Source organism: Sphingobium sp. B1D7B, assembly GCF_025961965.1.
In the GTDB taxonomy this organism is placed as follows: domain Bacteria; phylum Pseudomonadota; class Alphaproteobacteria; order Sphingomonadales; family Sphingomonadaceae; genus Sphingobium.
Map to the genome: position 1 here is coordinate 2,431,265 of NZ_JAOQOR010000001.1, position 16,467 is coordinate 2,447,731.

Annotated in this window: 21 protein-coding genes; 13 read left to right on the plus strand and 8 right to left on the minus strand. The window is 64.9% G+C overall.

All coding sequences use genetic code 11. The annotated features are described in order from the left end of the window. Window positions 1-105: 105 nt before the first annotated feature. The 5 genes from M2336_RS11320 to M2336_RS11340 form a co-directional block, all read right to left on the minus strand. Window positions 106-414, minus strand: a complete 309-nt coding sequence (locus M2336_RS11320) for a hypothetical protein (protein WP_181559394.1) — start codon at window positions 412-414, stop codon at window positions 106-108. 11 nt (window positions 415-425) lie between these two features. Further along, a complete protein-coding gene (gene flgM, locus M2336_RS11325; protein ID WP_264570074.1) occupies window positions 426-713 on the minus strand; it encodes a flagellar biosynthesis anti-sigma factor FlgM in 288 nt (95 codons plus the stop codon). A gap of 53 nt (window positions 714-766) precedes the next feature. Continuing rightward, complete coding sequence (locus tag M2336_RS11330) at window positions 767-1,324, minus strand: flagella basal body P-ring formation protein FlgA (protein ID WP_413715971.1); 558 nt, start codon at window positions 1,322-1,324, stop codon at window positions 767-769. A 64-nt stretch (window positions 1,325-1,388) separates the two neighbouring features. Then, window positions 1,389-1,883, minus strand: a complete 495-nt coding sequence (locus M2336_RS11335) for an OmpA family protein (protein WP_264572608.1) — start codon at window positions 1,881-1,883, stop codon at window positions 1,389-1,391. After that, window positions 1,883-2,566, minus strand: a complete 684-nt coding sequence (locus M2336_RS11340) for a motility protein A (protein ID WP_264572609.1) — start codon at window positions 2,564-2,566, stop codon at window positions 1,883-1,885. Before M2336_RS11340 ends, M2336_RS11335 begins: the two co-directional genes overlap by 1 nt. Before the next feature lie 265 nt (window positions 2,567-2,831). Here M2336_RS11340 and flgB point away from each other — a divergent pair, with 265 nt between their 5' ends. The 13 genes from flgB (at window position 2,832) to M2336_RS11405 (ending at window position 13,310) form a co-directional block, all read left to right on the plus strand. Beyond that, window positions 2,832-3,188 carry a flagellar basal body rod protein FlgB gene (flgB, locus tag M2336_RS11345; protein ID WP_264572610.1) on the plus strand — a complete coding sequence of 119 codons (357 nt, stop codon included), beginning with the start codon at window positions 2,832-2,834 and terminating at the stop codon, window positions 3,186-3,188. Further along, window positions 3,185-3,595 carry a flagellar basal body rod protein FlgC gene (gene flgC, locus M2336_RS11350; protein WP_181559402.1) on the plus strand — a complete coding sequence of 137 codons (411 nt, stop codon included), beginning with the start codon at window positions 3,185-3,187 and terminating at the stop codon, window positions 3,593-3,595. Before flgB ends, flgC begins: the two co-directional genes overlap by 4 nt. After that, complete coding sequence (locus M2336_RS11355; protein ID WP_264570079.1) at window positions 3,592-4,269, plus strand: flagellar hook assembly protein FlgD; 678 nt, start codon at window positions 3,592-3,594, stop codon at window positions 4,267-4,269. Before flgC ends, M2336_RS11355 begins: the two co-directional genes overlap by 4 nt. A gap of 28 nt (window positions 4,270-4,297) precedes the next feature. Next, window positions 4,298-5,122 (plus strand): flagellar hook-basal body complex protein, encoded by an 825-nt coding sequence (locus M2336_RS11360; protein WP_181559404.1) that lies wholly within the window; start codon window positions 4,298-4,300, stop codon window positions 5,120-5,122. Between the two features lie 32 nt (window positions 5,123-5,154). Then, window positions 5,155-5,895, plus strand: a complete 741-nt coding sequence (locus M2336_RS11365) for a flagellar basal body rod protein FlgF (protein ID WP_264572611.1) — start codon at window positions 5,155-5,157, stop codon at window positions 5,893-5,895. Window positions 5,896-5,918: 23 nt separating this feature from the next. After that, window positions 5,919-6,707, plus strand: coding sequence for a flagellar basal-body rod protein FlgG (flgG, locus tag M2336_RS11370; RefSeq protein ID WP_181559407.1), 789 nt, complete (start codon window positions 5,919-5,921; stop codon window positions 6,705-6,707). A 2-nt stretch (window positions 6,708-6,709) separates the two neighbouring features. Further along, the gene (locus tag M2336_RS11375; RefSeq protein WP_264572612.1) at window positions 6,710-7,417 is read left to right on the plus strand and encodes a flagellar basal body L-ring protein FlgH; all 708 of its coding nucleotides are present in this window, start codon (window positions 6,710-6,712) and stop codon (window positions 7,415-7,417) included. A gap of 89 nt (window positions 7,418-7,506) precedes the next feature. Then, window positions 7,507-8,565 (plus strand): flagellar basal body P-ring protein FlgI, encoded by a 1,059-nt coding sequence (locus tag M2336_RS11380; RefSeq protein WP_264574865.1) that lies wholly within the window; start codon window positions 7,507-7,509, stop codon window positions 8,563-8,565. Then, window positions 8,562-8,885 carry a rod-binding protein gene (locus tag M2336_RS11385; protein WP_264572613.1) on the plus strand — a complete coding sequence of 108 codons (324 nt, stop codon included), beginning with the start codon at window positions 8,562-8,564 and terminating at the stop codon, window positions 8,883-8,885. The genes M2336_RS11380 and M2336_RS11385 overlap by 4 nt, the downstream gene beginning before the upstream one ends. Next, entirely contained in the window at window positions 8,882-10,219 is a 1,338-nt protein-coding gene (gene flgK / locus M2336_RS11390) for a flagellar hook-associated protein FlgK (protein ID WP_264572614.1), read from the plus strand. Before M2336_RS11385 ends, flgK begins: the two co-directional genes overlap by 4 nt. A 20-nt stretch (window positions 10,220-10,239) precedes the next feature. After that, a complete protein-coding gene (locus M2336_RS11395) occupies window positions 10,240-11,073 on the plus strand; it encodes a flagellin (RefSeq protein ID WP_181559412.1) in 834 nt (277 codons plus the stop codon). A 214-nt stretch (window positions 11,074-11,287) separates the two neighbouring features. Then, a complete protein-coding gene (motA, locus tag M2336_RS11400; RefSeq protein ID WP_264572615.1) occupies window positions 11,288-12,151 on the plus strand; it encodes a flagellar motor stator protein MotA in 864 nt (287 codons plus the stop codon). Window positions 12,152-12,161: 10 nt separating this feature from the next. Continuing rightward, window positions 12,162-13,310 (plus strand): flagellar motor protein MotB, encoded by a 1,149-nt coding sequence (locus M2336_RS11405; RefSeq protein ID WP_264592999.1) that lies wholly within the window; start codon window positions 12,162-12,164, stop codon window positions 13,308-13,310. Between the two features lie 174 nt (window positions 13,311-13,484). On the opposite strand, the gene M2336_RS11410 is transcribed toward M2336_RS11405, so the two are convergent. The 3 genes from M2336_RS11410 to M2336_RS11420 form a co-directional block, all read right to left on the minus strand. Beyond that, window positions 13,485-14,105 carry a PEPxxWA-CTERM sorting domain-containing protein gene (locus M2336_RS11410; RefSeq protein WP_264593000.1) on the minus strand — a complete coding sequence of 207 codons (621 nt, stop codon included), beginning with the start codon at window positions 14,103-14,105 and terminating at the stop codon, window positions 13,485-13,487. Window positions 14,106-14,370: 265 nt separating this feature from the next. Continuing rightward, window positions 14,371-15,744 (minus strand): ATP-binding protein, encoded by a 1,374-nt coding sequence (locus M2336_RS11415; protein WP_264593001.1) that lies wholly within the window; start codon window positions 15,742-15,744, stop codon window positions 14,371-14,373. Continuing rightward, window positions 15,741-16,460 carry a response regulator gene (locus M2336_RS11420; protein WP_264575982.1) on the minus strand — a complete coding sequence of 240 codons (720 nt, stop codon included), beginning with the start codon at window positions 16,458-16,460 and terminating at the stop codon, window positions 15,741-15,743. The genes M2336_RS11415 and M2336_RS11420 overlap by 4 nt, the downstream gene beginning before the upstream one ends. Window positions 16,461-16,467 lie beyond the last annotated feature (7 nt).

Genomic DNA, 16,467 nt, shown 5'->3' on the forward strand with positions numbered 1-16,467 from the left:
CGGCGGATCGGGATTTTTGGGGCGATCACGACGCGCGGCGACAGGCCCACAGGGCGCACTGGGCTTGGTAGGAAAGTACGAATATCCGGGGGCGAGGCCGAAGCCTCAGCCGGCGCGCTGGTACAGCGGCTGCGGCACATCCAGATCGCGATCGGCGATCGCGCCGTGCATCTGCGTGGTCATATCGCCGAGCAGGCAGGCGAGCATCCGCGAAGAATCCAGCTCCTCGATCAGGTCGCTAAATCGCGCCTTGATCGCAGGATCACGCTCCCAGGTCTCGATGGATTTGATCGCATCGAGCGAGATGCGGAACAGGTCCATTGCCGTTTCGATGGCCTGCGGGTCGGCGCTTTGCATGGCGACCCGGAGCGAACCGGTCGCGGCCGCGAAATTCTCGATGATGGACAGGTTCATTTGGGGCACGTTCAGGCGCGCAGATGAGGAAGATCGAGGTCGATCATGCGATCGGCGATCTTGTCGGCATCGACCGGATATTGGCCCGAAGCAATGGCCTGCTTGACGCGGTTGATCCGGTCCATGTCCACCGGGGCGCCCTGCGCGGCCATGCGCGCGGCGGGGGTGGCTGCCGATTCCGCCGCTTTCGCGGGCGCGGGCTCGGCGCTGACTGGCGCAGCGGAGCGGGCTTGTGCAGCGTCGCGCAGCTTGGCTGCCTCTACTGCGGCGCTCGTCGCCTGGCCAACAGACTTGATCATTCCAACGTCCTTTCTGTCCAATCCGTACTATAAACGGATCAGTTCAGGAAAGTTTAAATGCCGGGGATACGAACAACACCCGTCCGCTCGACACGGGCCATGACAGGCGTGGCGCGCGGTTCTTCCCGCACGCGGATCAGCGCACCGGGCGCGCCGTCTTCATCCGCGATCATCATGCGGGAAATGCTGAAGCTCTCATTACCCGCGACCAGCTGAACTGGATCGCCCTTCTTGACGACCGGCGCGCCGCTCGCGGTCTCGGAAAAACGGCCGTTTTGCTGAGGATTGCCGGCCTGCCGGTTGACCAGCAGCGGCACGCGGATGCGCCAGCCGAGGCTGGGGCAGGCAACCGTCGCGGCGTTCATCTGCGGGGTTTCGACCGTCGGTGTCTGCGGGCAGGGTGCCAGTTTCAGGCGGCGATCGATGGGCGCCAGTGGGCCGCCCGGCTGGCCGAGATTGGCGCCGAGGCTGGCCGCAACCAGGCTGTCCAGCCGGTCCAGATTCTCGAAACTCTGCGCCTTCGCCGGCGCGTGGATGCTGGTAAGCGCGATCGCGCTGAGCAGCAGGGCTGCGATGAGGGCAGCGCGCTTTGGGAAGGTCAGGCGTTCAATCGTCACGTCACTTGCTCCGATGCATGGTCGGAACAAACACAGCAAGGTCCGTGCCAGACGCATGTTACGGGTCGGTTTCGGCCAGTTCGGTGATCCTGATAGTCTGCTTGCCGGGCGCGCTGGCGTCGGGACGTTCGGCGAGGCCCGCGATCCGCAGGCGCTTCTCCGGCACTCCGGCGGCGACCAGGGTGCGGGCGACGGCGCCGAGGCGCGCTGCCGCCAGATCCCAGGCGTCGAAGCGATGATCGCCGGAGTCGAGGCCAATGGACTGAATTCGCACGACCTTGTTCTCGTGCACGATGGGTTCTGTCGCTTTCAGCAGAGCGGCGCGACCGGCAGGGTTGAGCAGAGCCTCGCCCGGCTCGAACAGCTCTTGCGCGACCAAATTGGCCTGGCGCGGCGCCTCGAACGCGCCGAAATAGCTGCCAATCCCGGCCAGGGCCGTCTCACGCGTGGTCTGGTTGGATTGCAGCAGGGCGAAGAAGGCGAGCAGCAGCAGGCACAGGTCCGCGAAGCTCAGCGCCCAGCGCGCGCGGCTCTGGCGCGGCTGCGCCGACATCAGGCGACCTCGCGAATGCTGGCACGCTGGAACGGATTGGCTTCCCGGCGGGCGATGGCGATCATCCGGTCCGCCATGGCCTGCTGCCAGCCAATCTCCCGCTCGGAGAGTGCGGACAGGCGGTTGGCGATGGGCCCGGCGATGGCGTTGGCGAGGATCAGGCCGTGCAGCGTTGTCATCAGCGCCAGCGCCATGAACGGGCCGATAGCTGCGGGGTCGCTCATCTGCGCAAACATGCCGATCAGGCCGACGATCGTGCCGGCCATGCCGACGGCCGGCGCGGCATCGGCCAGCGCATTCCAGAAGGCGATGACCCGCCCGTGACGGGCACGGCGATCATGGATCGCCTGATGGACCCAGAGCGCGAAATGCTCGGCATCTGCGGCATTGGCGAGGGTGGTAAGGGTCTGGTTGACGAAGGGGTGGGTGCTTTCCAGTCGGTCGGCGCGGGCCAGGCCCTTGAGCTGCGCGACGGCCTCGACCTTGAACAGCAGCGCGCGGGCATTGTCGCGTTCATCATCCGGGCGCGCGGTCAGCAGCGGGCGTAGGGAAGCCAGGGCGCGAAAACCCGTGCCGAACCCGACCTGCGCCAGTGCGATCATGATCGCGCCGCCCAGCACCATCAATAGGGGCAGCGGCGCGAAGACGTGGCCGAGAATATCCAACCCCACAACATCCGACATGGTCCCGCTCATCCCCCCATGCTGCCGGGCGCACGTGCGCACCGGCAAAACTCTGCCGCCAACCGGCAAAACATTGCCACCCTTGCCGCCCGCCTGCGCAAAGGGCGCGGAAATCCTCATGTCCGCGCGGCCTCAGCCGGCGGCAATTTGGTTTGGCACGGCATTTGCAATCCATACCCGTGGGCATGGGTCGTGCCGGAACCGAACCAGTTTCAACCGGTCAGAACGGATGCGGCCCACGGACTTTTAGGGAAGGCACGAAAAAATGTCGTTCGACGACGCATTGTTCGGCATCCATGGCAAGGCACTGGCGCTGCGCTCGCAGCGGCTGGAGCTGCTTGCCTCCAATATCGCGAACGCCTCGACCCCCGGATACAAGGCGCGCGACATCGATTTCGAGAAGGCGCTCGCCAGCGCCACCAGCCAGCAGGGCTCGGTGACCGGCGCGCTCGAAACGGCAATGGGCTATCGCGTGCCACTGCAGGCGAGCAGCGATGGCAACACCGTCGAGATGTCGACCGAGCAGACGCTCTTTGCGGAGAATGCGGTGAAGTACCGCACCACGCTTTCCTTCCTTGAGGGCCGGCTCAACACCATCACGCGCGCGCTGCGAGGAGAATGAGCATGGACAAGCCCATGAACGTTTTCGACATCGCCGGGCGCGCCATGTCGGCGCAGCTCGTGCGCCTCAACGCCACCGCGTCCAACCTCGCCAATGCCGGCTCGGTCACGGGCAGCGAGGACAAGGCCTATCGCGCGATCCGCCCGGTCTTCTCCACCGTGGTCGAGAAGCCCGGCGTCGCCACGGTCAAGGTCGATAACGTCGTGACCTCCGACACGCCCGCCACCAAGCGGCACGAGCCCGGCCATCCGCTAGCCGATGCCAATGGCGATGTGTGGGAAGCCGGCGTCGATACCAGCGCCGAGCTCGTCGAAATGGTCGAGAGCGCGCGCATGTACCAGAACAATGTGCAGGTCCTCCAGACCGCCAAATCCCTCATCCTCGAAACAATCAGGCTCGGCAAATGACAGCAGTGACGACCAACACCAGCCCCTGGGCGGTGGACACCAACACGGCGTTCACCAACCGGAACCTTGCCGAGACGAGCGCGAAGTCAAACGCGTCGATCGACATGAACGGCTTCCTGCGCCTGCTCACCACGCAGATGCAGCATCAGGACCCGTTCCAGCCGATGGACAACAATCAGATGGTCACACAGATGGCGCAAATGTCGTCGCTGGCCTCGCAGTCGCAATCGACATCCCTGCTCAGCCAGATCGCGGACTCCGTGTCCGGCGCGCGCCTCTCCGATGCCGCAGGCTGGATCGGCAAGTCGATGCTGGTCGAGAGCAACATCGCCACGCCCGACCGCACCGGCGCTTATGCCGGCGAGATCGCGCTGGGCGCCGACGCCTCGAACGTATCGATCGATCTGGTCGATGCCAGCGGCAAGGTCGTCCAGAGCTTCGATCTCGGCGCCCAATCCAAGGGCAATGTGCCGTTCTTCTGGGACGGCCGGGACGATGCCGGCAATGTGATTGGCGGGCAGGCGCTGCAGGTCAAGGTGCGCGGCGCGACGCCGGCCGGCATCGCGACCTGGGCCAGCATCGCCGCCGTCCAGTCCCCCGCGAGCGGCGGAAACGCCCAGCTCATGACCGCCCTCGGCAATTTCTCGCCCGAAGACGCGCTGCGTCTCGGCTGATCCCTGAACTTCACAAGGAGCATCCACCATGTCCTTCTACATTTCGCTTTCCGGCCTCAAGGGCGCCCAGACCGACCTCGGGGTCGTCGCCAACAATGTCGCCAACGTGTCCTCGCTCGCCTTCAAGAAGAGCAAGGCAACCTTCGGCGACATTTATGCGAGTGGCGGCGTCGGCGCGGGCGGCAATGGCGTCCGTCTCGTCGATGTGAAGCAGCAGTTCACGCAGGGCACGCTGGAGACGACCGACAAGACGCTGGATCTGGCCGTCACCGGCGAAGGCTTCTTCACCGTCAAGAGCGCCTCGCCTGACCAGACGATCAGCTACACCCGCGCCGGTGCCTTCACGATGGACAAGAACCGCTTCATCGTCGATTCCACCGGTGCCCGCCTGCAGGTGCTGCCGACCAACGCGACCGGCGATGGCACGCCGACCAGCACGGCGGCCGGCGATCTCTCCGATCTGGAAATCCCCAGCGCCCATCCGGACGATGCCAGCATTCCGCTCACCGCCATCGCGATCTCGGCCACTGGCGTCGTCAGTGCGACCTTCGGCGATGGCTCGGTGCGTAACCTCGGCGTCGTGGCCATGGCCTCATTTCCCGCGCAGGAAGAGCTGCGGCAGATGGGGGATTCGCACTGGATTTCCTCCGGCGACAGCGGCGAGGCGAGCTACAGCGCCGGCAATAGCGGCATGGTCGGCGCGGTCCGCTCGGGCACGCTGGAGCGCTCGAACGTGGACATCACCGAGGAGTTGGTCGCGCTGATCTCCGCGCAGCGCAACTTCCAGGCGAATTCCAAGGCGATCGAGACCGCCACCGCCATGACCCAGACTATCATCAACATGCGGACCTGATCGCGAAGATCGACCGGACCCGGAGCTGAATCATGGATCGTCTCACCACCATTGCCCGCACCGCGATGCGCGGCACGATGGCTCGCCAGACGGCGGTCGCGAACAATCTCGCGAACGTCAACACCAGCGGCTTTCGCGCCGAGATCGCGAACGCCTCGACCCGCTGGGTCGGCGGCGGCGCGTTCCAGAGCCGCGCGGAGCAGGTGGGGCAGGTCATCGCGGCGGACATGAAGGCCGGCACGGCGGTGCAGACCGGCAATACGCTCGACATCGCGGTGGATGGTGACGCCCTCATCGCGGTGCAGGCCAATGACGGGTCGGAAGCCTATACAAGGCGCGGCGATCTCAAGCTGAACGAGAGCGGCCTGCTGACCACGGGCGATGGCTATCCGGTGCTGGGGGAGGGTGGCCCGATCACCCTGCCGCCCGCCGATAGCGTCAACATCGCCAAGGATGGCAGCATCTGGATCGTCCCGCAGGGCGGCCAGATCGATCAGCCGCAGCAGGTCGATGTCATCAAGCTGGTGAACGCCAAGGGGTCGACGATCGCCAAGTCCACGGACACGCTGTTCCGCGAAGTGAATGGCGGCGCCTTGCCGCAAGACCCGATGGCGACCGTGACCAGCGGCGCCCTTGAAGGCTCGAACGTGAATGCCACCACGGCGCTCGTCCAGATGATCGAGGCGAGCCGCGCGTGGGAAAATCAGATCAAGATGATCGACACCGCCAAGGAGATCGACTCCGGCGGCGCGAGCCTCATGCGGCTCGACTGACGGATAGATAGGGGACCAAACCAATGACCAGCAGCGCACTTCATGTCGCCCGCACCGGCCTTGACGCACAGGACGTCAAGATGCGCGTCATCGCCAACAACCTAGCGAACGTGAACACGGTCGGCTTCAAACGCGACCGCGCCAATTTCGAGACGCTGGCCTATCAGCAGGTCATTGCGGCGGGCACGCAGGCAGATAGCCAGAACCGGCTCGCCATCGGCCTCAACCTCGGCACCGGTGTGCAGCTCACCGGCACCGAGCGTATCGATACCCAAGGCACGATGAACACCACCGGCAACACCTATGATCTCGCGATCGAGGGGGCCGGCTTCTTCCAGCTCCAGCAGCCCGACGGCACGATCGCCTATACCCGGGCGGGCAATTTCAAGACCAATGCGGAAGGCCTGCTGGTCTCGCCGGATGGCCTGCCGCTGGTGCCGCAGATCCAGCTTCCCGAGGGCGTGAGTGCCGTCACCATCGGCAATGACGGGACCGTCTCGGCGACCGTCGCCGGTCAAAAGGAGCCGGTCGAGCTTGGCGCGATCGAAACCGCACGGTTCGTCAATCCCGCTGGCCTGCAGGCTGTCGGTGGAAACCTCCTACTGGAGACGGCGGCATCCGGCGCGCCGCAGGTGGGCGCTGCAGGCCTCGAAGGCCGCGGCACCATCCGCCAGGGCGCGCTCGAGCAGTCAAACGTCAACACCGTCGAGGAGCTGGTCACGATGATCGAGACCCAGCGCGCCTATGAGATCGCCTCCAAGATGATCAAGGCGACCGACGAAATGCTCCAATACGTCAATCAGCAGCTTTGAGCATGACTATGCAGTATCGCCGCGCTTCCATCCTGATCCTTGCGCTCACGGCGACCAGCTTTGCCGCACCGGCCTCTGCCGGTCTGTTCGGCAAGAAGCAGGAGCCGCTCGAAAACCCGGCCTATCAGGTCACCTATCCGGGCGACGCTGGCAGCGCCGCGCCGGTGCGGCCCAATGGCGGCATCTTTCAGGCCTCGGCCGGCTATTCCGCGCTGACCAATGGCGCGCGGGCAGCAAGCGTGGGCGATGTCATCACCATCCTCCTCGTCGAGCGGACGCAGGCCAGCAAGAGCACCAGCGCGAATACCAATCGCGCGGGCAGCATCGGCCTCACACCGCCCAGCACCGGGCCGTTCAGCAAGCTGTTCAGCGGTAGCGACATCGCTTCGGGCGGCACGCAGGGCTTCACCGGCAAGGGTGATGCTGCGCAGTCGAACGCGCTCTCCGGCGAGATCACCGTCACCATTGCGCGGGTCTATCCCAATGGCACGATGCTGGTGCGCGGGCAGAAGGCCCTCACGCTTAATCGCGGCGACGAATACGTCCAGATCTCCGGCCTTGTCCGGCAGGCGGACATCGGGCCCGATAACCGCATTCTCTCGACGCGCGTCGCCGATGCGCGGATCACCTACACCGGCAAGGGAGAAATCGCCCGCGCCAGCCGTCAGGGCTGGCTGCAGCGCTTCTTCTCCATGATCAGCCCGTTCTGATGGAGCTTTCAGCCATGATCAGGCCTTATCCCTCCTTGCTCCGTCGGCTGGTCGTCTCCCTCGCCCTGCTGGCGTTCGGGCTCTGCCTCATGATCGCCACCTCGGCCCATGCCCAGCGCATCAAGGACATCGGCACCTTCGAGGGGCTGCGGTCCAACCAGCTTGTCGGCTATGGCGTTGTGGTTGGCCTCGCCGGCACGGGCGATGACAGCCTCGATTATGCGACGCAGGGCGTGAAGGGCGTGATCTCGCGCTTCGGCCTCACTTTGCCGCCGGGCGTCAACCCCTCGCTGAAGAACGCCGCAGCCGTACTCGTGACGGCGGAATTGCCGGCCTTCGCCAAGCCGGGACAGCGGCTGGACGTGACCGTCTCCGCGCTCGGCAAGGCCAAGTCGCTGCGCGGCGGCACGCTGGTGCTGACCCCGATGCGTGGTGCTGATGGCGAGATCTACGCCATGGCGCAGGGCAATATGGCGGTGGGCGGCTTCGGCGTCTCCGGGGCCGATGGCTCGCAGCTTTCCGTGAACGTGCCCTCGGCCGGCCGCATCCCCTCGGGCGCCTCCGTCGAGCGCGCCGTAGCCACCGGGTTCGAGACCAGCCCGACGATCAATTTCAACCTCGCGGAGGCGGACGTGACGACCGCGCTGCGGGTGGCCGACGCGATCAACCTCGCGTTCGGCGATCAGCGCGCCCGTGCCGTGGATGGCGTCTCCATCGCCATCGATGCACCGCCGGGTGCCGAGAGCCGCGTCATGATGATGGGCCTCATCGAAAACATCCAGGTCAAACCCGCCGATCCGCCGGCCAAGGTGATCGTCAACGCGCGCAGCGGCACGGTGGTCATCAACGGCAATGTGCAGATCACCCCGGCCGCGGTGAGCCATGGCAAGCTGACCGTGACCGTGACCGAAGCGCCGCGCATCGTGCAGCCTGCGCCGCTCTCGCGGGGGGTGACGGCGGTGGAGGAATCCAGCCAGCTTTCCGCCCATGAAGAAAAGAATCCGATGTTCCTGTTTAAAGGTGGCGCGTCTCTGGCCGATATAGTCAAGGCGGTGAATGCCGTGGGCGCCTCCCCCTCGGACCTTCTCGAGATCCTGAGCGCGCTCAAGCAGGCCGGCGCCATGCGGGCGGAGCTGGAGGTGATATGACGCAGGTCTCAGGGATCGGCTCCGGTCAGGCGGCCTTTGCCGCCGCCATGCAGGGCGCGCAGGCGCAAGCCCCGACGTCGCCAAAGGCCAGCGACGATCACGCCGCATTGCAGAAGGCCGCCAAGGCATTCGAGGCCGTGTTCACCCGCCAGCTCCTGTCTTCCATGCGCCAGGCGAGCCTGGGCGAAGAGATTGGCGGCGGCAGCGGGCTAGACCAGTTCCGCGAGATGCAGGACGCGCATATGGCCGAAGGGCTCGCCACCAAGGGTGGCCTTGGCATTGCCGAACTGATCCTCCAGCAGCTTGACCATAAGCCGTGAGCAGCGATCTTCTTCAGATCGGCGCTTCCGGCACGCGCGCCTATCAGGCGGCGATGGGAGCAATTGCCGACAATATCGCCAACGCGGAGACGCCCGGCTACAGCCGCCGGACGATTGCGCTCAGCGAATCCGCGGCGGGCAATTCGCCGATGCTGCTCTATAAATCGAGCGCCTCCTTCTACGGCGTGCAGATCGGCGGCGTGGTGCGCGCATCCGACCAATATCTGGAAGCGGCAGCGCGTCAGACGACCAATGCGCTGGGCAGCGTCAATCAGCGTGCCCGCTGGATGTCGGACATCCAGAGCGCCCTCAACGATGGCGAACTGGGCGTCGGCCAGCGCTTCACCGGCATGTTCGCAGCGGTGGAGCGGCTCGCCTCCAACCCCACAGACACGACGCTGCAGGCGGACGTGCTGTTCTCGTTCGAGCAGATCAATGCAGCGTTTCAGCAGAGCCACAATGATCTGGTCTCGATCCGCAGCTCGATCGGCAACACGGCCACCAATGAGGTGGATTCGCTCAACGATGCGTTGCGCCAGCTCGGCAATGCCAATGAAGGCCTGCGCCGCGTGCCGGAGGGAACGGCGAGCCATGCGAGCCTGCTGGATTCACGCGATCAGGCCCTGAGCGAGATTGCCGAGCGGCTGAACGTGACGGTGACCTTCGGCGCCAATGGCGTCGCGAACATCAGTTACGGCAGCGACATGCTGGTCGAGAACAATCAGGTGAAGACCCTGACGGTCAGTCAGGCCGCCGACGGCATTTTAAGCTTCGGGCTGGCGGACGGCACGGCGATTGCCACCCCGACCGGTGGCGCGCTGGGCGGCATCGCCACCAGTGCCGGCGTCGTGCGGGACAGGATCGACGCGTTGGACGATCTCGCGAGCCGCTATGTGAGCGAAATGAATGATTGGCACACCAGCGGCTATTCATCCCCCGGTGTCGCGGGCCAGACACTGCTGAGCATGGGGGCGGATGCCAGCTCGCTCTCGGTGCTGATCAGCTCGCCTGCTCTCGTCGCGCGCTTCTCCGCCGATGGCACCGCGAACGGCAATCTGTTGGCCATGACCGCCCTGCGCGGCAGCGGGTCCATCGAGGATGAATGGACCGGCATCATTGCGACCCATGGCAGCATCGCCAACAGCACGACCAAAGAGCAGACCGCGGCCGAGAGCCGCAACACCATGGCGCAGCAGGCACGCGCCGATGTGGCCGGCATCAATCTCGACCGGGAAGCGGCCGAATTGATCCGGCTCCAGCAGGCCTACCAGGCATCGTCCCGCGTGATCCAGGTCGCGCGGGAAATGTTCCAGACACTGATTTCCGCATTCTGACGCAATAAGGGCAATCCATCATGGTTTTCATCACCACGCAGTCCATCACGGCTGAGATTACCCGCCAGCAGCGGCTCGCTGCGGATATTGCGGGCGAGCAGACCAAGATTTCGACGACCAAGAAGATCAACCAGCCCTCGGACAATCCGCATGACTGGGTGCAGATCTCGCAGGTCGGGCGGCGCCAGTCGATCAACGCGGCGTGGAAGGGCAATCTGACCTTCGCCGAATCCCGCGCGACGCAGGCCAGCACCAATCTCAATGAGGTCAACAATCTCATGACGCGCGTGACCGAGCTGATTGTCACGTCCACCTCGACCGCCGACGGATCGACCGGGCGCGAGGCGGTGGCCAAGGAACTGGAAGGCATTCGCGCCACGATCAACGATCTCCTCAATCAGACCGATTATCAGGGCACGCCGGTCTTCGATCATCCCAGCGCCGTGCTGATTCCTCTGGGCGCAGGGCTGAACGTGGAAGCCGTGCCGACCCGCGCGAGCATCATGGAGAATGCGGTGGGCAGCCGGTCGATCGATCAGGTGATCTCCGACATCATCAATGTGGTGCGCACCGGTACGGAGGCAGACCGCTCCGCTGCCCTGCAGGATGCCCGCACCGCGCTCGATCATGTCATTGTCGCCCAGTCCGTGCAGGGCGTTCGCTCGCAGCGGCTGGAAGACATTGGCGGGCGGCTCACCAATTCCGATCTGGCGCTGACTGAGCGTCGCTCGGCGCTGGAAGATACGGACATCACCGAGACCAGCGTGAAGCTGCAAAGCAAATTGCTGACGCTGGAAGCCGCGCAACTGGCCTTCGCGCGGATCAATCAAAAGTCGCTATTCGATCTTTTCTGATCCTGTTCGAAGAGAGGCAAATCTGGCGGTCCGCAGGCTTTTGGCTGCGGGCCGTTTTTCTTGTTCGCGCCGGCAGAAATTTCGAAAAATCGTAATCGTCATCTTTCGCTAACCCTGTCGCTAAACCCTGTTTCAGCAGAGCCGTTCTAGGAAGGGATGAAGGGACCAAAAGCAGCTGTGCGCGGTCCCGTTTTATGAACATGCGGGGATCAGAATGTTCGCTGGTATCGGTCTTGTCGTTCTGCTGGTCATGGTCTTCGGGGGCTTCATGCTCACCGGCGGCGCCATTGGTCCGGTGCTTCATGCGCTTCCGCACGAAATGCTCATCATCGGCGGCGCCGCGGCAGGCGCGCTGATCATCGGCAACAGCGGCGCGGATTTGAAGGCGCTGGCCGGCGGCGTGATGACCGTCTTCAAAGGCCCCAAGTTCAAGAAGCAGGATTATCTCGACTGCATCTTCCTCGTCAGCAAGCTGATGAAGACGCTGCGGGTCGAAGGTCCGGTCGCGCTCGAACCGCATATCGAAGACCCCAAATCCTCCGCGATCTTCGCCGAATATCCCCGGCTGATGGCGGACAGCGCGCTCATCCACCTCATCTGCGATACGTTGCGGCTGGTGGTCGTCTCATCCGGCACGCTCGATCCGCATGCGGTCGAGGACGTCATGGATAATGCGCTCAAGACCCACCACCATGAGGCGGTTCGTCCCGCCGACAATCTCCAGGGCCTGGCGGACGCGCTGCCGGCGCTCGGCATCGTCGCCGCCGTGCTCGGCGTAGTCAAGACCATGGGCTCTATCGACAAGCCGCCGGAAATTCTGGGCGGCATGATCGGCTCGGCGCTTGTCGGAACCTTCCTCGGCGTGTTGCTGGCCTATGGGATGGTCGGCCCGTTCGCCAGTCGCGCCAAGCAGGTGATCGAGGCGGATGGCGCCATGTATCATGTCGTCAAGCAGATCATCATCGCCTCGCTCCACGGCCACCCGCAGCCGCTGGTCATCGAGGCCGCGCGCTCCAACCTCATCCATGCGAACCAGCCGGCCTTTGCCGAAGTGTTCGACGGCATGCGCGTTCGCTGAGGGCTAAGCCATGGCATCGGCCGCAAAGAAACCGGTGAACGAGCCTGAACCAAGGCCAATCATCGTCAAGAAGATCATCGATGGCGGCCATGGCGGCCATCATGGCGGCGCCTGGAAGGTGGCCTATGCCGACTTCGTGACGGCGATGATGGCCTTCTTCCTGCTCATGTGGCTGCTCGGTGCGACCACCGAGAAGCAGCGCAAGGGACTGGCCGACTATTTCACGCCCACGCTGGTGCAGATGAAGATGGACAGCGCCGGCTCCAGTGGCCTGTTCGGTGGCGACAGTCTCGTCAGCAAGGAGAATTATCCGACGACGGGCGGGCAGGGCAATCTGGCCATCACCATCCCGCGCGACGCCACGGGCACCAAAGATGTCGGCGGCGAGGATCTCAAGAACCAGGATCGCCAGAAGTTCGAGAAGCTCAAGCAGGAGCTGGAGCAGAAGCTCGAGCGCACCGAAGCGCTCCGCAAGCTGCGCAAGCATGTGCGCTTTACCGAGACGCTGGAGGGCTTGCGCATCGATCTGGTGGATGAAGCCGATTTCGCGATGTTCGCCATCGGCACGGACAGGCTGGTGCCGGAAGCCCGCGCATTGCTCTCGCAGGTCGCCGAGGCGGTGTCAGAAGTGCCGAACGATGTGATCGTGCGCGGTCACACCGACGCGCTGCCCTATGCCGCCGGGCGCAACATGAACAACTGGCTGCTCTCGTCATCCCGCGCCGAAGCCACTCGCGCCGTGCTCGCACAGGGCGGCATCGGAGCGGATCGCTTCGCGCGCATCGAAGGCGTGGCGGATCGCGAGCCGTTCGTCGCGGACAACCGCTACGATCCGCGCAACCGGCGCATGTCGGTGATCCTCGCCTGGAGCAAGGACTCTCCCGCCGGGGGGCAGGCCGCCAATGCCGCAGGCGCTCAGCCCGCCGCCCCGGCTCCCAAAAGCCCCGAGCAGGCCAAGATCGACCGCCGCATCCTCGTGCGCGACCAGCGTGTCGCCATGGCGGAATCCGAAGTGCGCAAGCTGGACCTCGGCCGCACCGCGCTGCCCCAGGGCGCGACGGTGATCAATGCGGACTCTGTACCAAAACGCAGCTCCAATACGCCCCCGGGCAAGTCCGATCTGATGGCCCGTACGACGGGGCTGATGGATCAGCATTGATGAGGTGGGGGTGTACTCCACGCCACACGGCCGCGCCGGGCTTGCGATCACCGGTAGAGTGCGATGTAACCGGCCGCCACGTGAGATAAGCAAAAAGGGCGCCGTGGGAACGGCGCCCTTTAAAGCAGTCACCATTTATGCTGGGAAAACTGCTATGCAGTCTGCCCTGTGGGATTAGGCAAACTGGACCTTTGCACTCTTGCGGCGCATCGCTGCCCCTGCCAAGCCAAGACCTGCAATCATCATCGCCCAAGTCGCGGGCTCAGGCACCGGTGCCTGGCTGACGCCTTCCACGCGGAACTGACGCGCGCTCGTCACGCCAGGATCGAACGTGAAAGCAAGGCTGGTGATGCCCGTGCCGCTCAGCGTGAACTGATTGTTGCCATTGCCGATCGTGCAGATGCCGCACGCGGGGCTCGAGAACAGTGCCGAACCATTGACCAGCAGGTTGAACGTGCCCGGGTCGCCAGCGAAATTGAACGTCACATTGTCCCAGCCCTTGGCGAAGAGGACGCTCAGATCTTCAATGAGCGGATCGCCGTTGATGGTGGCCTGCCCGCTGCCGGTGATGCTCATCGTGCCGGTGCTGGTGCTGAACGTGACACTCGATCCGTCCTGATTCACATAACCGTTCAAGGTCGAGCCAGACTGCGAACTGGACGAATGAACGCCGGTCTGTGCGCCAAACGTGCCGGTGTCGAGCGTGTATCCGCTGATCACGACGGCTGCATTGGCGGGCAGGGCCGCAAATGAGGTTCCGCATGCCAGCAGCGCGACTGTCAAAAACTTACCCATGGAAGTGCCCTCTAATTCTCGCAAATCGACAATACCCCGAGCCGATTTGCCTCCCACGACTCAAATGTCGTTGATGCAGCATACCGCTTCTGGGACCCCGTTTCCATTTTGTTAACCTTGGTTCCCCTGTTGCATCCTGTTCTGGGACATGTTCCCAGCAGGCAGGAATCTGCGCCCAGAGCAGGGGCGTCAGGCAGTCGCCAACCACCATTTGTCGGTCACTCGTGTGTCCGAGGTCGACGCATAAGCAGCCGAGAGCCAGTCTTCACGCCAGCGGGAAACTCAGTTCCGCGACCAGCCCACCCTCAGGCCGATTTCGCAGTTCCAGTCGGCCCGATTCCGCCGAGGCAACCGCCCGGACGATGGCCAGACCAAGACCGGTGCCGCCGGTGTCGCGGCTGCGCGAGGCTTCCATGCGGGTGAAGGGCTGCAGCATGTCCTCGATGCGGTCCTCCGGGATGCCGGGGCCTTCGTCGGTGACGCAGAGCGTGGCGCGTTGGCCTTCGATCCGCAGCGAGACATGCGCCCGTGCGCCATATTTGACAGCGTTCTCGATCAGGTTGGTGAGCGCGCGGCGGACGGCGCGGGGATGGACGTTGACGATGGCGCGCGGCATGTCGCTTCGCTCCATCGGCACGCCCATATCCTCGAAATCGTCGATGGTCGCATCGGCCAGCGCCGCAAGGTCCATGCGCTGTGGTGGTTCGCGGTCCCGGCCGACACGCGCCAGCGAGAGGATGTCGTCGAGCATCTTCTGCATGTCTTCGATGGTCGCGACCATGCGCTCGCGATCCGCCCCCTCGGCGACCGATTCCACGCGCACCCGCAGCGCCGTGAGGGGTGTGCGCAGATCATGGCCGATGGCGCCGAGCATATGGTCCTTCTCCTCCAGCATGGAGCGGATGCGGTCCTGCATGGCGTTGAAGGACGCCGCGAGGCGCCGCAAATCCTCCGGCCCGGTTTCGATGACCGGGGAGGCGCCCTCCGGCGTGCCAACCCGGGCGGTGGCCTGGGTGAGCGCGTGGAGCGGCCGGGCTAGGCGTCGGGTGAACCAGACGAGCGGCATCAGCACGATGCCATAGAGGAACAGCGACTGCATCACGATCTGACGCAGGATTGGCTGGGCTACCGGTGCGGCGCGGGTGTAGACGGTGATCCAGCGGTCGGGTCGGAGTTGCACGCTCAATTGCACCTGCAGACGCGGTGCGCGGCGGTTGGGCGGCTGGAGAAGATCGCGCGCGCGCTCGCGCCCATCCGCGCCGGGCCGGGCTTCCGCAATGGCGACCCGGACCGCGAGCGGCACCAGCCCGGCCGAGCGAAACAGCTCGTTGGCACGCACGGCTACGCGCGGCGAGTCGGCGCCTTCGCGGCGGGGCGGCGCGTCGGTGACGACGATGCCGCGGGCCGCTCGCGCGCGATGCCAGGGGGAGGGTGCGTCTCGCTGATCGAGCGCCTCAAGGATGCGGATGACGCCCGGGGCTGCGGCAATCGTCACCCACTGATTGCGCTGCATCATATAGTAGAAGCTGAACCCGATGAGCTGCACGGCAAACAAGGAGGCAGCCACGACGAGGATTGTCTGCCCCGCCAGCGTTCTCGGCCGCAGCCAGCCGGTGAAGGTGCGCAGGCTGAGGGTCATTCGCGCGCCACATCGGCGGCGAACATGTAGCCGCCGCCCCACACGGTCTTGATGAGCGTCGGCGAGCGGGCGTCATCTTCCAGCTTGCGGCGCAGGCGGCTGATCTGATTGTCGATCGAGCGGTCGAAGGCGTGGGCTTCCCGGCCTTGCGTGAGATCGAGCAACTGATCGCGGCTGAGCACCTGGCGCGGATGCGTGACGAAGGCATGGAGCAGCCGGTAATCGGCCGTGCTGAGCGGGATGGCGACTTCGTCCGGGCCGGTCAGCGTCCAGTCGTCAGCGCTGAGCGTCCAGCCCTCGAAGCGGTAGAGGGATGCACTTGCCTGCGGTTCGCGGGCGGTGCCGTTGCCGGCGCGGCGCAGGATCGTCTTGATCCGCGCCACGAGCTCGCGTGGAGAGAAAGGCTTGAGCACATAATCGTCCGCGCCCATTTCCAGCCCGACGATGCGGTCGGTCTCTTCGGTGCGGGCGGTGAGCAGGATCACGGGCAGTTCGCCCTGCTCGCGGATCGAGCGGCACAGGCTGAGGCCATCTTCACCCGGCATCATGATATCCAGCACCACCAATTCGATGGCGCTGCCGGCGAGGATCTTGCGCGCGTCGGCCGCATTTCCTGCATCGGAAACGCGAAAGCCGGCGCGCTGGAGATATTGCCCCAGCGGCTCGCGAATGGCCGCTTCATCGTCGACGAGGAGGAGATGGGGCCGTGCGGACATCAAAGTG